Below are 16,269 nucleotides of genomic sequence, written 5' to 3'. Positions count from 1 at the left end.
ATAATGGAGATTTCACAAAATAGAAAGCAAATGATAGATAAATTAACATCAACCATTCTTAATAGTAGAAATAACCCTCAACCATATATCGTTGGAATTTCAGGAGTTGATACATCCGGGAAAAGTCGCCTGACTGACGAACTTGAATCTAAATTATTAGAATTAAATTATGACGTACAAGTAATACATATTGATGACTTTCATAATCCAAAAAGAATAAGATATAATACGGCATTACCTGAACCTGAGCAGTATTATAATTTGAGTATCAACTTCCAACAATTAATAGATGAAATTTTAATTCCTATTAAAAATAACAATGAACTTTCCATAGTGTTAAGCCATCTTGATTTATCTAAGGACGAATTTACTAAAAGTAAAGAATATAAAGTACGTAAGGATACTATCGTATTATTAGAAGGCGTCTTTTTATATAGAAAAGAACTTAGTCAATTTCTGGACTTCTTTATCTATCTAGAAATTGATGAATCAACAATGTTAGATAGGGCAAAAATGAGAGATGTACCAACTCAAGGAGAAGAAGTTATTAGAAAGTACTATGAAAAATATATCCCTGCTCAAAAGAAATATATACACACTTATCAACCCAAACAAAATGCAAATATTGTAATTGATAATAATTGCATTTCTAACCCAATCATTATATACAAAACTATTAGCAAAAAGGAGTATTAACATGGAGATAAGTGGAATTAAAGCGATTGTATTTGATTTATGGGAAACTTTAATACCCTTTCCAAAATCATTAAAAACAAAAGCGTTTTTGGAGACAGCAAAAACATTAAACTACGAACCCAGTCAACTTAAGCCTCATTGGGAAGCTACGAGAAGAATCAGAGAAACAATTAATTTAGAAGATTATTTCTATTACTTAAGAAATGAAATAAATGCTAATTGGTCAGATCACACAATTAAGCAAGCAATGGAAGTTAGAAAAAGTATTCATGGTAGTGCCTTTGAAAATCCAGATGTTTACGCATTATATGTTTTTTATACTCTTCAGAAAAAAGGTATAAAAACGGCAGTTATATCTAATTGCAGTAGTGATGTAAGAGAGATGTTAATGTCCTCGCAAATAGGTCCTCTTATTGATGAAGTTATTTTGTCTTCTGAAGTAGGAATTATGAAGCCGGATGTCTCTATTTACAAAATCGCATCAGATAGACTGAACGTTCCAGCTAATCAATGTATTTTCCTGGGAGATGGAAATGATAATGAACTTGATGGAGCTAAAAAGGCTGGTATGAATTCAATATTGATGAACAGAGGCTATGATCGAGGGTGGAATGGAAGTGGGATTAATCAATTATCTGACATTTTAATGGAGGTAGAAATCCATTGAATTATATAGTAGATCCAAAAGAAGATATCTCGTTTGAAATAGATTTTGTGTACTCAATAGAAGATATTGATGAAATTCAATTGCTCCAACTCTCAAAAAATAGAACTTATTATGTAAGTAAACCTTGGCTTCTTGCAATAGAGAGATTAAGAAATGGTAACACAGGTTACATAATAGCTCATAGATGTGATGGAAAACTAGCAGGTGTGCTACCTATATATTGGGGGAAACCAAGCCAAAGGGGGTATTATGAGCCATATAATAGATTTTTATTAAGATCTGGAGGGGATTTTGGAATTTCTGACTGGTCGCCAAGTTTAATTGTAGGTTCTAGAGCTGCATACGCATGTGAATTTTTAATTGATGAAAATTTACAAATGGATGAACAGAATTATCTACTATACCGTCTATTTAGTGAAGCTTATTGCTACTTAGAAAAATTAAATACTGTCTCAATCTCGGCTCTCTACATAAACCCAGCTGGAGTTGATCAACTAGAAAAAATTGTTGGAAAGGACTCCTTCTTTGTTGCAGGTGCTAATACAGTTATAGATATTAAGTGGGAATCATTTGAAGAATACATGAGTAGTGTGAATACAAAAATTAGACGAGAGCGTAAAGTATTTAATTCTAAAGGATATAGCGTTGTAAAAAGCGATTTATTAGAGTCAAAAGAAATTCTTTCTGAATTATTCTCAAGTCATGAAAGAAAATATGGACATGTGGCCTCTGCTGAGAGTGAATTGAAAGAGTTAACTGTAATGACTAATACCTCAAATGAGTATAGTTTAGTGTTATTACTTAAAACTGAAAATGATACTGATACTGTGGGTGGAGCATTGTTCTATCTATGGGGAGACACTATATTCGCTAGAAGTGTGGGTATACATAAAGATTACTCAGCAAAATCATTTGAATATTTTAACTTAGTATATTATGAAGCTATAAAGTTTGCGATTGAAAAGGGCTATAAACATATAGATTATGGAATGGCTACATACCGAGCAAAATTAATAAGAGGGGCTCGAATTGAACCTTTAATGGGATTTATAACATCAAGTAATCAAATGAATCCTCTAAATGAGAGTACATTCTACCAATGGACTAAGGAAAGGGAAGCAGCTATAGAATCAGGAGATGCTTCTCAAATAGAAAGGAGTCAAATACCATGAAATCTGTTTTAGTAGTAAATACAGGAGATAGAGTACATTCAACTGCTCTTGCTGCAAGACCGGATTTAAAAGTTACTTTTGTTATTGAAGAACGTTTTATTGATATGTATCCAAAAGGATCTGATTTAATTATTGTAAAAAACTTAAACAATCCTTCAGAATCTACTCAAACTGTAGTTGAGTCTAGAAATTGTAATGAGTATTCTGCAGTAATTTCCCTTTCTGAAAGAGCCGCACTAACTGCTGCATATATAAGAAGTTTCTTAGGATTAGAGGGGCCTTCAGTTTATACAGTTTTAAACACAACTAATAAATTTGCAATGAAACGTAAATTAGAAACGGCTGGAGTTACAGTTGCTCAATATAAGATTGCTACTACCCAAGAAGAAGCAATCGAATTAAGTAAAGAGGTAGGATTTCCTGTAATAATTAAACCAATCATGGGTGCAGGATCAGACGCTACAAAAATTTTTTACTCGGTGGAAGATATAAAAAATGAAGCTGGAGTTAAATTTTTCAATCAATTAAAAAATCCAATAACCACTTCTGAAAAGGAGTTTCCAGTTATCATAGAACAATTTTTAGATGTTCAGCAAGAATTACATTGTGATGCTTTGGTAATAGATGGAGAAGTAAAATTTATTAAAGTCTCAAAATATATTAAACCTGTCATAGAATATAATAGTGGTATTTTTGGTTCCATAACCTTACCGAACTCTAACGAAATTAGTAAAGAAGTAATAAAAATTCATGAAAAAGCAATCGAAGCTGTCGGTATCAATAATGGAGTAACTCATTTGGAAGTTTTTGTAACATCAAAAGGGCTAATAGCAGGTGAAATAGCTTCAAGACCTGGTGGGGGCGGAATTAGAAAAATGTTAAATTATCAAAACGGATTTGATTCATGGGAAGCACATATCGCATTATCATTACAAGAAAAATATATTTATGAACAGTCCACGGATTGGAACATAAATGACGAAATAGGACAATTTATGCTTCCTGTAAAAAGAGGGAAAATAAAATTGATGAGTATTGAAGAAGATTTCATGGACATACCTGGATACATTAGTTCAGATATAAAAGTTAAATCTGGAGATGTTATAGATGGGCTATTAGATTCCTCAGCAGTAAGCGGTATAATTTATGTTAAAATTCCTAATTCGGCATGTTTGGATGAATTAATTTCACTTATAGAAGAAAGATTTCAATTAGAAATAGAAGAGAGAGTATATAATTAATAATGGGATGTGAAAATGTGAAGAAAAAATATCTTATAGTACCAATGCAGCCAACGCCTAATGGAAGAATGCATATAGGACATGGAACGGGTACATATCTGAGAGCTGACATACTTAGTCGTTCTTTACGTCTATTAGGTAACGATGTAAGCGTAATAACTGGAAGTGATGCATATGAGAACTGGATCTTAGCTGCATCAATTTCGACTGGAATGACTCCAGAGGAAACATGCCAACATTTCCATAATGGGATCATAGAAGATTTATCTAACTTAGACATCTGCATTGATGAGTGGATAAATCCACTTTCTGTAAAACATAAAGATTCATATTCTAAGATTCATGAAACTATTCTTAAAAAGTTAGTAGATAACAACGGAGCAAATCTAGAAGAAGAAAATGTTCCATATTCAAAAGAAACAAAGAACCCTTTAATGGGGACATGGATTTCAGGTTTATGTCCATATTGTCAAACACCTTCTGGTGGAAGTTCTTGTGTAAATTGTGGTGCACACTTTCAACCCGAAGAACTTTTAGAACCTAAATCAAGACTAGATAATAGTACTCTAGAATGGAGAAGAGTTAAAAGCTGGTTTACTAGACCATTAGATAAAAATAATATCGTAACATCTTTAAAAGAATCTGGTGTTAATGAGAAATGGATGGGAGCGGTAAATAAGTATCTTAATCAAAGTGAAGGTCGTATTCGTTTGAGTGGACCTGGAACTTGGGGGATAAATAGTGAATTAGTGGAAGATGGATTTGTCTTATCCAATCCTTATTACATATACAGCGTATATTGTGGAGAAGTTTATAAAGAGAAGAAAAAAGAAGAATTAAATCCATTTGATCCTAAAAGTTCTGTTATTACAGTTGGGGTCTTCGGAAACGACAATTCTACTCCAGGACTCATTGCACCTCATGTCATAGCACAACAATCTAATGACTATGTGGGTCCATTTGACAACACTATCGTCAATGGGATGTTATTTTTAGAAGGACAAAAATGTTCTACTAGTAAAAAACATGGAATATGGCTAAAGGATATTACAGAAGAAAACACTGGTTTAAGTTCTGATGAACTAAGATATTTTCTATCACAAATTGAGCTGGATGATGGGGTAGCAGATATTACTTTAAGTAAAATGGTAAATGAGATTAACCAATTGAGATCTTGGATTAAAACTAAACTAGAACCAGCGATAGAGAATAATATAAATTCCATAAAAGTAGATATTACTAAAAATATTTCTAAAGCTGTTTCAGAACAATCTAAGTTTCTTCAACCAAATAATTTTAATTCTCCCTCAGCAGTAAATATACTTAAGGAATGGATGGATAACATTACATTAGATAATGAAGAGTGGCTACTAGGACTTGCTATTTTAGCCTCTCCAATAATGACTAAATTATCAAAAGGCATCTGGAATCATTTAGGCTTAGAGGGCGAACCTTCTTTTTCTTATAATGAAACGTTTGTGAATATTAAAACTAATTCCCGAACTGTAAAGTTTAATTGGAATAAGTCTGATATCACCATTAACGATTTGGATAAATTTGTCCACTTAGCTGAGTCACTAGTATGAGAAAAATGTCACTAAAAAACAAACTTAATCCTTTGAAATCTAGGCAAATTCGTCACCTCTTTATTGCAAGAAGTATTTCAACTTTAGGGGATATGGTAACTCCAATAGCTTTAGTATTTGCCATTTTAGAGTTCTCTGACTCTGCTTCTGCTTTAGGAATTATACTGGCAGCTAGAGCAATACCAAGTGTTGTATTACTGTTATTCGGTGGCGTAATAGGAGACAAATATAACAGAAAAATGATATTAGTTATATCCAGTTTAGTTGGTTTTATATCACAAGGATTAATAGGAATTCTTTTACTGACCGGAGAGGCTACAGTACTAAACATTGCTATGTTGACTGCAGTTAGAGGGGGCATTAGTAGCTTTTTTAATCCCGCCTTTACAGGAGCAGTTTCAGCAGTTGCTCCTAACGAAAAAAAACAAGAAGTATTTTCATTGTTTGCTATAACCAATAATATATCAGAAATTGCTGGACCTGCTTTAGCCGGAGTTTCATTACTGTATATAAATCCAAGCTGGTTGTTGATTGGTGACTCTCTCACTTTTTTAATTAGTGCGATTCTAATATTTACATGTGGTAAAATCGGTACTCCTAAGAATTCAGGCTTCAAAACGAATTTACTGTTTAAGGAAATGAATGAGGGACTGAAATATGTGTTAACACAAAAATGGTTAACAGCATTAATAATAAGTGCTAGTGTATTTCAACTATTCCTATTGTCTAGTATGCAAGTTCTCGGGCCTGTTGTAGCGGAAAGACATTTGGGAGGTGCACCGGATTGGGCATTAATATCGATTTCACTAGGAATAGGAAGTTTGGTTGGAAGTCTTTTAGCGATGTATTATAAGCCCAATAAACCGTTATTAGTAGCTTATTCCTTGTTAATACTAGGAGCTGGTCCAACATTACTACTGTTAGCAATACCAGCACCTCTTTATCTATTAGTAATTTCAGAGTTTGTAGCTGGGATAGTAATTTCCTTCTTTTCAACCTTGGAAGCAACTACAATTACTAAAATTGTTCCAAACCATCTTTTATCCCGAGTAGATTCTATTAATAGGTTTGGCTCAATTTCCCTTAAGCCTGTTGGATTAGCATTAATAGGACCGCTATCATTGATGATTGGAATTAAATTCACACTTATAATTGCAACAATAATAACTTTACTCGCAATTTTATGGCCATTAACGATAGTCAGTGTTAGACAGTTAACTACAAATGAAATTAAAATCGAAAATGAAGAGCAAACAGTCTAAACATTTATGTGTTATAAAAAATAACCTCTTAAGATAATATATCTGTAAGAGGTTATTTTTATATAGGGGGTCCTGACGCATCGCTATCAAGCTAAGAAAAGCAAATACCCCAAATAGAAAGTCCTTCATACCAAGATTTTAATTAAAACACCCTGATTAGAATTTAAGATCTTGATGCAATGTACGGACCGTGCACAACCATATTTAATAAAAATGGCCCCTTTTTTGGACTAGCTTTAGATACTAAGTTATGGCCCCTACTTATTGATGATGGAAGTTATATAAATATCTTTGCTCTAATTATCCTTATTCTGGGAGATGGGCAAAGATATCCAAAATAAGAATACGCTTGAAAACAGAAGTATATGGAGAGGAAATTGATATAGATGAGATCAATTTTTAATTTAGTAGCTCAACTAATATGTGTTGTAAAAATTGGGCAGCGCTTTATTAAAGTGTTGACTTAATCCCTCAGAACTGATGAGCATTTCTGTTGATACTTCTAAACAGCTAGATAACTGAGTTAAAGAAGTTGTAACGACATTTTGGCTCATCCATACACAGAAAGCGATTAAATCTTTTGTTTAGTACTTACTAGTTCGTTGCACAACCCAACATAGATAAGTTAGTGGAGGATTCAAATCCAGAAGATCACACTGTGGGATCGGAATATAGTAATGTAACTTTGTTTGAAGTCGATGAAAATGGTAAATACATAATTACTACTCCTAAATACAATGACTTAATGGACACTTACTTTTATGGTGATTACGCAGCTAAAAAAATAAAGAATAGAATTTTAGGTTGAATTATCACAAGGTTCAATAATTTATTTGATTATACAGATGAAACAATTATTTTCCCTAAAAATATTTGGGACTTAAGGGGGATAGAATGAATGTTCTTCCACAATTGGCCGCTATTTTTGAATAAATCTTAGATTTTCAAACTACTTCATTGTTATATTTTTGAGTACAGTTAAGTATCTTATATCGAAAATTAAACAACTATATTTTAACCCCGTCCTAAAATTAAAACGGGGTTATGCTTGTTTTAGGTTTTAAAAATTTAATAGCTTTATTGTCTTTTTACAACAATTTAGAAACATTTCATTCGATTTCCTGTAAGTTAAGAAATTAGTTCATTTAGTTATTATAATATTTATAGTGTTAGATCCCTTTAGATGAAAAGGGGCCTTTTGTATATTTTAAATTACATGGATCTTGATTAAACAGCCAGTGCCTTAACATGCGAAGAATTGGTTAATTTGTGTCCGAAATGATATGGTGCCCCCATGCCCATCAACTTAAGATTTTGAAACTTGGAAATCTCTATTTCAAATTCATCATTGGCAAAATATTAAACAAGAGCGCTTAGAATGCCATGTGTATGGAAAGCTCATTTCTATTTTTATATGTTCTTCTATTATGTTTAAGATGCGACAATTAATTTTACAAAAAAAGAAACAAGAATTAAGTGAATATAAGGCAATTGGAATGATTCAAGATCATTTACACATTTTATATCAAACCATACAGCAAAACACCCAAGAAATAACAAAGATTCTAATCCGCCTGTTCCACTTAATTCAGAAGAATGGCCGGAAATCTCATCGATACGAGAAGAAAACAGTCTTTGATATTTTGGGTATTGTTGATGAGCACAATGGATTGAGAAAACAAAAGAAAGCTGCATAATTTTTGAAATTTAGCCAGTCTAGGTTTATTTGGTATGCTTATTTTTAAGGACACAAAATATTTTAAGAGTTTTTTCGTTCATATGAACGAAAGTTCATTTTGTTTCCATTCTTAAGTTGATGGGTATGTATGGTGCCCCCTATATGAATATTTAAGTGTATATATTTTTGCATTTTTTTTATACAAAAGTTTTTTATTAAAACTTTACTTACTGCGCTACCTCATATGAATCTAAGACAATTGAAGAATAAAGGCAAAAAGAGTCTAAGATAAATTTGTACAGGTAGATATTATAAATTTATAGAAAAATAAGGGAAAAAGTTATAAAATAGGAGATTGGATTAAACTTTCCAATTTTATTGTTGTGCAAGATAAAGACAACTAAAGATGAGGCTCTTAAAAATTCTAGTCTTTATAAAACTAACGATATTATAAAAAATCCTCACTGAAGGAACTGCAACAAATCTAATTTGAAAATCTTTAGGAGATAAATATGAAATTTTAAATATTCTTAGTAGTCCATTAAACATTATAGTAATTATTATAGGCAAAGCCTTTAACACCATCGATTTAGAAGAAATCAGTACAAATAGAAAAGATGAAGTAGTAGAAGTATTAAGTCTTCCTTTTAATAGACTTCCAGAAGCAGTTGGACATATAAAAGGTGCGATTGCAAATGTAAAAACTGATATTTGTACAATAGATCAGAATGGGCTTCAAAAAGAAGAAAATAAACTTTAGCATTATTAATCATAGGTGTCATAACTATTAATTTTTAAGTGGTGCTATATAAGAGAGAGTTTTAAATTAGCTGCATTTTGATGCTCATTACAATGGCATCATGCATTTGAATTTAAATACATAAATGCTTAGATTCGTTAAATTATTACTTTAAATATAGTGAAACTATCAGTATATAAGGAAAGAAACCCTATCAAACGAAAAAAATTGGAACGTTTGGTTGAGTGACTAGTATGCTATTTTAAAGTTTAAATTAATAACAGAAAGAGAACCTCTTAATATGTTACTACTTTGTTTTTGTATTGTTGAAAATAAGAAAGGAGAAATCAATGAAAAAATATTGGCATAAGCTATCGTTGCTTCAAAAAAATGTATTACTAACGGTATTAGTAATTCTGACCCTTGTTGGAAGTATGGGAGCGTTAAGTTTTAATATGTTTCAAAATAGTATGATGTCTATATTTGAGAGGCAGTCTTTTGAAACAGGTGATGTGGTATTAAATCAATTAGATCTAGAAATAGTAAGAGATGTAGCAAAAGACCCCACAGCTCAAAGAGTGAAGAAAGAAAAATTGACAGAGCAATTAGATAAATCTATAAAAGATATGAAAAGTGTTGGGCAAACATATGTTACAGGAGCCAAGCTAAATGATAAAGCTGAATTACAAATAGTAGCTTTGGATACACAATTAGCAAATACTGTTTCTGTAAAACCAGGTGAATACTATGAGCAGCCTACTTATTGGATGAAAACATATGATAAAGTAATACAAACAAAACAGGCACAAATGACAGAAGTGTATGAAGATGAATTAGGATTCTGGGTAACAATTTTAGAGCCAGTTACAGATGAAAATAAAAATATAATTGCAATTGTTGCAGCGGATTTGGAAGCTTCTATTATTCCTCTTACAAAGAAAAACTTTATGGTACAAGGTTTACTATTTATTATAATTTCATTAACTATCGCAATTACAATTCAAATATTTATCTCACGAAACTCTCTATCGCCTTTAAAGGATTTACAAGAAGGGTTACGTAAAGTTGGTGAAGGGGATTTAAGTATTAAATTGAATGAAAGATCTGATGATATAGGGATAACCAATATCTATTTTAATAACACTATTAAAAAGCTTAATAGGATTATAGATAAAGTAAGGCAGACTGCTGAACAGGTTTCGACATCTTCACAGGAATTGTCGGTAAGTACAAAAGAGAATAGCATAGCCTTTAAAGAAATTGCAAGTGCTATTACAGGATTAAATTTAGGAGCACATTCTCATGAATATGTAGTGCAAAAATGTTTAGAGATTGTTCAAGAAATGGAAAGTAAGATGAAAGAAATTAAAGGAGCTGCAAAACAAGTTGGAAATGCTTTGGAAGACATGGAACAGCATTCTGTAGAGGGAAAAGATTTGATTAAGCAAATCGTGAATCAAATGAAAAGAATCCAAGATACAGTTCAGGATGTACCTTCTAGTATTTATGCATTCGAAGCACGATCTAAGGAAATTCATGAAATTCTTACTGTAATTACAACCATTTCAAATCAAACAAATTCATTAGCTTTAAATGCTTCTACTGAATCCTCATGTGCTGGAGAGATGGGGGAAGAATTTTCAGGTGTTGCGGACGAGGTACGTATATTAGCGGAAAGAACCGAGGCATCTGCAAGGGATATAGCTAAATTAATTGGTGAAACCCAGGCTGAAGCAGAGAGAGCTGTAAGATCCATACAGAAGAGCTCAAAGGAAGTAGAATTAGGAATAACATTTGTTCAAAGTAGTGGTGCTTTCTTTGAAAAAATTTCAGAATCTGCACAATCTGTTACAAATCAAATTAAAGCGACTTCGAATCATTCAAGTGACATTCTAAAAGATAATCAAACTATTGTTCAGTTTATAAATGAATTATCACACATTGCAAATACATATGTGAATAGCAGTAGTAATGTGGAGACAAGTATGAAAGAGCAAGAACTATATGTACAAGATATTGCAGAGTTAGCAAATTCTTTAAATTGGCTCTCGCAAGAGTTACAGGGGTTAATAAGGGAATTCAAAAGTAAGTAAGATAGAAGAAGGTAAAGGTATAGGGTATGACCTATACCTTTATTTATTCCCACATAAGGGATGAAAGCTTAGGTATATATGTAAAATAGCTAAACGAATAATTTTTTTGCATATTTTGTTGGAAATAGAGCATGATATTACCAAATTCAATGGAGGTGTTTAAAAAATGCAAATTCGCGAAAATAATAATTCAAACGAAATCTTAATAGCAGCTGCAGCAAGTGCAATTGAACAAATGAAATATGAAATTGCTCAGGAGTTTGGTGTTACACTTGGACCGGATTCAACTGCACGAGCAAATGGTTCAGTAGGTGGAGAAATTACAAAACGTTTAGTTCGTATGGCGCAAGAGCAGCTATCTGGTCAATATAAAATTCACTAAAACTAAAGGTATATCCCATTGAAGGGATATACCTTTTTAATTTGTTTGTAAAGAGGATCGTTACATTTTTTATTATTGGTTAAGTTTAGAAACAGCAAATTTAGCTGTAAAATTCATCTTCTTCATGTACGTAGAATTTACACCTGCTTGAAATTGTACTGAAATATTACCGTCTTTTTGCGCTTTAAATACGCGACCATATGGGGAATTAGCATTGAATGTGCCAATTACTTGATTATCCGCATCAAAGACCGTATAAGAAATTGGGAACCCTGAATTTTGTACAAAGACTGTAAGTTCTTCCCCTTTTTTTAGATTAAATGATTCTTTTTGAGACACTTCATAGGAACTCATAGAGTAGTATTTTGTGACTTCTTGAATTTCTAAATTCGTAGTAGCTGCACTCGCTTTTGATGCCTCAGCCCCTGGTAAGTTCATACCTGAAAATACTGCCACTCCTAGTGCCCCTGCTAAAATCAATTTTTTCATAATAGTATTTCCTCCTTTAATATATTGTGAGATTTGAAACGAAAGTGAAAATTTCAATCCCTGAAACCATTATAGTTACAATGAGAATTATTTTCAATGAGGGTTAGTATGTAATTTTGCATATATAAAGTATTAACGTAAGGTAATCAGTCAAGTTTTGAAGTATTCTTAACAGAAGGGAAGGAAAAAATTAAAAAATCATGAATGATATTGTAACCGAACTATATATCTTTTGAGCATATTCCGTCTGCATCAAGTGAATATATTATTAATTTTATTTGTATTTGTTTTTTATTATAAAGCATTTTAAGGTTGATAAAGTTTTATTTTGTGGAATTATTAAACAAAAATTACAAATTATATGTTATTATAAAAAGGCAATAAAGTACATCATCCTGACTTTATTGTGTATGTTTAGCCTATGTATGTCGTTTGTATTAGAAATAAGAAGTCTCCTAAAAAAGAGACTTCTTATTTTTTGTATGGAGGGGTTATTACAGATGATGGATTATTATCAATTTTTTTATTACCATGGCAGGCATTGCCTTATTCTTTTATATACAACATGCTGGAAAACCAACGAAAAGAAACAAATGGAAGTTTTTAATTATAGTATTTTTATTTTATCTTTTGAACTATTTATTTCTTAAATTCTTATAGATGTAGAGGGGATACGTTTATCATTCTAAAATATAAAAAAGGAAGGTGTAATCCTTCCTTTCATTATCCAGTATGTCCATGCGAATATTTAATAATATTTACAGTACTTTGAGTGCCTGTTGAAGAACTTGATCCAAAAGTTACTGTAACGACAATTAAGATACCAAGTAAGCTAACCGCTAATTTTTTCATTTTAATGCTCCTTTTTTAAAGTTTTTTTCATTGGCTTTACTAGCTTCATAAAAGTAATAGCTAGCTTTTAGATGATTATCTTCTTTGTAAAATTGGACTGCCAATTTTTCGGTATATTCATTTATATACTCATATAGTTCTTCTCGTTCAAAATAAGAAATTCCTTCTAAAACAGCTTTTTCTAAATCATTAGCACAGCTATGTAGATTTATTTTTTCTAAAATATTAAAGTGATGAATATAACCTTCAATTCCCAATTGAGTAGAGAGTTGGAGGCCCTTTTTTATTAATTCTTGAGCAATTTCATGTTCTCCTAATTTATAATGCTCTCTAGCTTCAATAAATACAGCTTTATAATCGCTAGGTAGTTTCTGATTAACTTCAGATAAATATCGTAATGCTACTTCAGATAGATTCTGAGTAGCGTACATAAACCCTAGATTGTGACGGACAATTAAAATATTGTATTCTAAATTTTCTTTTTGGAATGTATCCATAGCAGAGATAAAGTGTTCCTCAGCTAATTCCCATTCTTTTAAATGAGTGCATGCTAATCCATATAAGTTATTACAGAAGGCAACTTTTAATTCATATCCAGGATGCTTTGAAAATATATCTTTAGCCTTCATTACATGATTAATACATAAAATTGATCTATGTGTATGACAATAGAAAATGGCTAACTCATAATGGAATTCAGCATGTTCAATCTCATCAGGTATTGTTTCTAACAGGTATTCTGCTTTATCGTAATGTATTTTTGCAAGGCTATGATTGCCGGTAACATTGGAATGAATGGCTTTAAAGAAGTGATAATAGTATGAAAGGAAATCGTCTGTAGGAGTTTTGTAAGCATCACTTTGTTTAAAGCTATCTTTAGAAATACTTAAGCTATCAATTAAATATTGATGTCTAAAATCTAGTAGTGAGTAGTATAATAATATCGTTTGATTTTCTTCTATATTATGAATTCTGTTTTCAATTTCTTGTTTAAGTAATTGAGCGGCGTCTACATGCCTAGCCCTAATTTCTTGATACCATTCATTTAATAAATGAGTTATTTGCTCATTCCCCTGTATATGAACATTCATTGTTCAATTTCATCCTCTCCAAAGATATTATTCAGCAATTAGTATCATATCAGAAATTTCCTCTATCAAAATCTATTTAATAGCATTTATCAATATAAGACGGAATATTCTATTAATTTACATTTATTGAGATTCAAGTAGTATGTATTATTGTAATTTCTGTAAAAATAATCTTTTTTGATTTGAAGATTTGATCAAAATATACTTTTTTAACAGGCGAAAAGGGAAACATACCTAAGTAATTATGTATAGTAATAATAGGAAAAAAGAAATAAATAATAAAGGGGAATTTGAAATGTTAGAGTTAAAAGAAAAGAAATCTTGGAAGAAGATGTATTAAAGGAAATGACACATCCAGTACGGTTAAAAATAGTAAATGAGTTAATGTACCATAAGACATGTAATGTTAAACAGTTAATAGAGATTTTAGAGCTTCCACAATCTACGGTTTCACAAAATTTATCAAAATTGAGAGGAACCGTACTTCGTGCAGAAAGAAAAGGATTAGAAGTGCATTATTATATTGAGAATTCCAAAGCCCGTCAAATCGCTAGAGTTTTAAATATATAGATTGGAAATAACATCAAAATCTTCTGTATTAAAGCAGGGGATTTTTTTGTTTTTATTAAGCGTAAATATTTATATTAGAGTAAAAAACTATTTTCTTATTATAGGAATGAGATAGGAATATCAAATGGTTTTTAAATAGTAAAAATATAGAAAAATATGTTAATGTGATAATCGAAATATAAATTTATTCGAAAAGGAGTGAAGAGAGTATATGTTAAAAAGGGGTGTAATGTTATTATTCTTTATTCTATCTATCTCGACATTTAGTATGGTAACTCACGCTGCTAATAGTTCTGAGTACGTGAATCAATCATTCTATGGGTATAAAGAACCGTCATTTACTTCAGCTAAAACAAATGGTGGATCAGAGTACGGTGCCCAAAATGTAGGAGTCGTGGAAAAAAGAGATAATGGCTGGTGGAAGATTGAAACATGGGAAGGTCCAGTTTGGATTAACTTGAATGGGGAAGAACGTGTCATGGGAGATTTCTATGCATATGATGAACCTTCTTTCTCATCAAAGGTTGCGAATGCTGGAGCGAAGTATGGGCGACAAACATTTAGAATAGTAGATGGAAAAACAGATGGTTGGCTAAAATTTAAGACGTGGGAAGGCGACAAGTGGATGAATCCGCATGAAACAGATTCAGGTTCTTCTAAATATCAAATGCCTATCAAAAATCCAAATGTTAGCTCATGGTATGGAAGTCGTTGGGGGACAGTACATAAAGGTATTGATTTCTCAGCGGCAAAGGGTACACCAATAATGGCATCTAAATCAGGAACTGTAGAATTTGCTGGTTTTGGTGTAAGAGGTCAAGGATTTGGTGGATATGGAAATGCGGTGGTTATTAGGCATGAAGACGGACTTTGGACATTATACGGTCATATGGACTCAATTTTAACTACTGTAGGGGCACATGTACAACAAGGTCAAGTAATAGGGAAAGTAGGTAGTACAGGCGATTCTACTGGGAACCATTTGCACTTCGAAATTAAGAATCAGTATATAGGTGGACAAGTAGATCCAAAACCATATTTACCATTTTAATAAACATTAAGTTTGAATAATTAATATACGATAACAATAATATATTTATTGCATATTTAATAAAAGGACAGTTATCTAAGGATAGCTGTCCTTTTATAATTTATCATTTTAGCCAAGAAGACTCCTTCCTCAAGGAACGTGAAGGGTCACAGTCCAGTGAGTAGGTGAGAGATGAATTGGCTTCGAACAAGGGATGGAAGGAAGCCATCTTAATTGTTCGACATATAGAAAGTATTACTCCACTACCTATCGAATGTACGTTTGGTGTATAATAGTCATATACCAAAATAGAGGTGAATCAAATAATGATGAATAAAGCCTATAAGTTTCGTATCTATCCAAATCAAGCACAAGCAATTCTAATCAACAAAACGATTGGGTGTTCTCGCTTTGTATTTAATTATTTCCTATCCTTATGGGATCATGCATACAAAGAGACAGGAAAAGGCTTGACCTATGGTACATGCTCTGCCAAACTACCTGCCATGAAGAAAGAGCTTGTTTGGCTAAAAGAAGTGGATAGTATTGCGATTCAGTCGTCTGTTCGCAATCTTGCGGATGCTTATACGCGCTTTTTCAAAAAACAAAACAGCGCACCGCGCTTTAAATCTAAGAAGAACAACGTACAATCTTATACCACAAAACAAACAAATGAAAACATTGCCGTTGTAGGGAACAAAATAAAGTTGCCGAAACTAGG

Annotated in this window: 14 protein-coding genes and 4 pseudogenes; 14 read left to right on the top strand and 4 right to left on the bottom strand. The window is 31.9% G+C overall.

Going from position 1 to position 16,269, the window contains the following annotated elements; translation table 11 throughout:
• Positions 1 to 3 precede the first annotated feature (3 nt).
• From C4S65_RS30050 to C4S65_RS30025, 6 genes are read left to right on the top strand one after another with little or no spacing between them, the layout of a single operon-like run.
• On the top strand, positions 4 to 696 hold the full coding sequence (locus C4S65_RS30050; RefSeq protein ID WP_142391600.1) for a hypothetical protein: 693 nt from the start codon (positions 4 to 6) through the stop codon (positions 694 to 696).
• A 1-nt stretch (position 697) separates the two neighbouring features.
• The gene (locus C4S65_RS30045) at positions 698 to 1,363 is read left to right on the top strand and encodes an HAD family hydrolase (protein WP_103945750.1); all 666 of its coding nucleotides are present in this window, start codon (positions 698 to 700) and stop codon (positions 1,361 to 1,363) included.
• Positions 1,360 to 2,535, top strand: a complete 1,176-nt coding sequence (locus C4S65_RS30040) for a GNAT family N-acetyltransferase (RefSeq protein WP_103945749.1) — start codon at positions 1,360 to 1,362, stop codon at positions 2,533 to 2,535. The genes C4S65_RS30045 and C4S65_RS30040 overlap by 4 nt, the downstream gene beginning before the upstream one ends.
• Positions 2,532 to 3,776 (top strand): ATP-grasp domain-containing protein, encoded by a 1,245-nt coding sequence (locus C4S65_RS30035; RefSeq protein ID WP_103945748.1) that lies wholly within the window; start codon positions 2,532 to 2,534, stop codon positions 3,774 to 3,776. Before C4S65_RS30040 ends, C4S65_RS30035 begins: the two co-directional genes overlap by 4 nt.
• Positions 3,777 to 3,793: 17 nt before the next feature.
• Positions 3,794 to 5,362 (top strand): class I tRNA ligase family protein, encoded by a 1,569-nt coding sequence (locus C4S65_RS30030; protein WP_181032160.1) that lies wholly within the window; start codon positions 3,794 to 3,796, stop codon positions 5,360 to 5,362.
• A complete protein-coding gene (locus C4S65_RS30025) occupies positions 5,359 to 6,624 on the top strand; it encodes an MFS transporter (protein ID WP_103945746.1) in 1,266 nt (421 codons plus the stop codon). Before C4S65_RS30030 ends, C4S65_RS30025 begins: the two co-directional genes overlap by 4 nt.
• Positions 6,625 to 6,933: 309 nt before the next feature.
• Here the strand turns inward: C4S65_RS30025 and C4S65_RS30020 are convergent.
• Positions 6,934 to 7,232: pseudogene (locus C4S65_RS30020) on the bottom strand (IS4 family transposase); the annotation flags it as partial.
• A 5-nt stretch (positions 7,233 to 7,237) separates the two neighbouring features.
• On the opposite strand from C4S65_RS30020, the pseudogene C4S65_RS35470 reads away from it, so the two are divergent.
• From C4S65_RS35470 to C4S65_RS29995, 4 genes and pseudogenes are all read left to right on the top strand, one after another.
• A pseudogene (locus C4S65_RS35470) lies at positions 7,238 to 7,432 on the top strand (hypothetical protein); the annotation flags it as partial.
• Between the two features lie 505 nt (positions 7,433 to 7,937).
• Positions 7,938 to 8,321, top strand: a pseudogene (locus C4S65_RS30010) (IS4 family transposase); the annotation flags it as partial.
• A gap of 1,070 nt (positions 8,322 to 9,391) precedes the next feature.
• On the top strand, positions 9,392 to 11,134 hold the full coding sequence (locus C4S65_RS30000; protein WP_103945743.1) for a methyl-accepting chemotaxis protein: 1,743 nt from the start codon (positions 9,392 to 9,394) through the stop codon (positions 11,132 to 11,134).
• 166 nt (positions 11,135 to 11,300) lie between these two features.
• A complete protein-coding gene (locus C4S65_RS29995; RefSeq protein WP_001167047.1) occupies positions 11,301 to 11,516 on the top strand; it encodes an alpha/beta-type small acid-soluble spore protein in 216 nt (71 codons plus the stop codon).
• 72 nt (positions 11,517 to 11,588) lie between these two features.
• On the opposite strand, the gene C4S65_RS29990 is transcribed toward C4S65_RS29995, so the two are convergent.
• The 3 genes from C4S65_RS29990 to C4S65_RS29980 all read right to left on the bottom strand — a co-directional run bounded on the left by C4S65_RS29990 (position 11,589) and on the right by C4S65_RS29980 (position 13,948).
• Positions 11,589 to 12,005, bottom strand: coding sequence for a hypothetical protein (locus C4S65_RS29990; RefSeq protein ID WP_000733527.1), 417 nt, complete (start codon positions 12,003 to 12,005; stop codon positions 11,589 to 11,591).
• A 723-nt stretch (positions 12,006 to 12,728) separates the two neighbouring features.
• Positions 12,729 to 12,857: a hypothetical protein gene (locus C4S65_RS35465; protein WP_000732005.1), complete on the bottom strand. Its 129-nt coding sequence runs from the start codon at positions 12,855 to 12,857 to the stop codon at positions 12,729 to 12,731.
• Complete coding sequence (locus C4S65_RS29980) at positions 12,854 to 13,948, bottom strand: Rap family tetratricopeptide repeat protein (RefSeq protein WP_001100605.1); 1,095 nt, start codon at positions 13,946 to 13,948, stop codon at positions 12,854 to 12,856. The genes C4S65_RS35465 and C4S65_RS29980 overlap by 4 nt, the downstream gene beginning before the upstream one ends.
• Before the next feature lie 345 nt (positions 13,949 to 14,293).
• On the opposite strand from C4S65_RS29980, the gene C4S65_RS29975 reads away from it, so the two are divergent.
• The 4 genes and pseudogenes from C4S65_RS29975 to C4S65_RS29965 all read left to right on the top strand — a co-directional run.
• The gene (locus tag C4S65_RS29975; RefSeq protein ID WP_258043899.1) at positions 14,294 to 14,518 is read left to right on the top strand and encodes a metalloregulator ArsR/SmtB family transcription factor; all 225 of its coding nucleotides are present in this window, start codon (positions 14,294 to 14,296) and stop codon (positions 14,516 to 14,518) included.
• Between the two features lie 211 nt (positions 14,519 to 14,729).
• Positions 14,730 to 15,152: pseudogene (locus C4S65_RS35725) on the top strand (hypothetical protein); the annotation flags it as partial.
• Positions 15,144 to 15,569, top strand: a complete 426-nt coding sequence (locus C4S65_RS35720; protein WP_001068074.1) for a peptidoglycan DD-metalloendopeptidase family protein — start codon at positions 15,144 to 15,146, stop codon at positions 15,567 to 15,569. The pseudogene C4S65_RS35725 and the gene C4S65_RS35720, both read left to right, overlap by 9 nt.
• Before the next feature lie 305 nt (positions 15,570 to 15,874).
• On the top strand, positions 15,875 to 16,269 hold a 395-nt coding region (locus C4S65_RS29965), incomplete at its 3' end, for an RNA-guided endonuclease TnpB family protein (RefSeq protein ID WP_142391599.1).

This window comes from Bacillus sp. ok061 (assembly GCF_900108285.1).
GTDB lineage: Bacteria > Bacillota > Bacilli > Bacillales > Bacillaceae_G > Bacillus_A > Bacillus_A thuringiensis_S.
Note: the sequence above shows the minus strand (reverse complement) of the source record. Positions and strands in the feature narration are given on the sequence as shown.

What these genes read in the sequence shown, in the direction of transcription:
- C4S65_RS30050 (WP_142391600.1), top strand. Translation starts at nt 4, where the DNA reads ATGGAGATTTCACAAAATAGAAAGCAAATGATAGATAAATTAACATCA.
- C4S65_RS30045 (WP_103945750.1), top strand. Translation starts at nt 698, where the DNA reads ATGGAGATAAGTGGAATTAAAGCGATTGTATTTGATTTATGGGAAACT.
- C4S65_RS30035 (WP_103945748.1), top strand. Translation starts at nt 2,532, where the DNA reads ATGAAATCTGTTTTAGTAGTAAATACAGGAGATAGAGTACATTCAACT.
- C4S65_RS30025 (WP_103945746.1), top strand. Translation starts at nt 5,359, where the DNA reads ATGAGAAAAATGTCACTAAAAAACAAACTTAATCCTTTGAAATCTAGG.
- C4S65_RS30000 (WP_103945743.1), top strand. Translation starts at nt 9,392, where the DNA reads ATGAAAAAATATTGGCATAAGCTATCGTTGCTTCAAAAAAATGTATTA.
- C4S65_RS29995 (WP_001167047.1), top strand. Translation starts at nt 11,301, where the DNA reads ATGCAAATTCGCGAAAATAATAATTCAAACGAAATCTTAATAGCAGCT.
- C4S65_RS29990 (WP_000733527.1), bottom strand. Translation starts at nt 12,005, where the DNA reads ATGAAAAAATTGATTTTAGCAGGGGCACTAGGAGTGGCAGTATTTTCA.
- C4S65_RS35465 (WP_000732005.1), bottom strand. Translation starts at nt 12,857, where the DNA reads ATGAAAAAATTAGCGGTTAGCTTACTTGGTATCTTAATTGTCGTTACA.
- C4S65_RS29980 (WP_001100605.1), bottom strand. Translation starts at nt 13,948, where the DNA reads ATGAATGTTCATATACAGGGGAATGAGCAAATAACTCATTTATTAAAT.
- C4S65_RS29975 (WP_258043899.1), top strand. Translation starts at nt 14,294, where the DNA reads ATGACACATCCAGTACGGTTAAAAATAGTAAATGAGTTAATGTACCAT.
- C4S65_RS35720 (WP_001068074.1), top strand. Translation starts at nt 15,144, where the DNA reads ATGAATCCGCATGAAACAGATTCAGGTTCTTCTAAATATCAAATGCCT.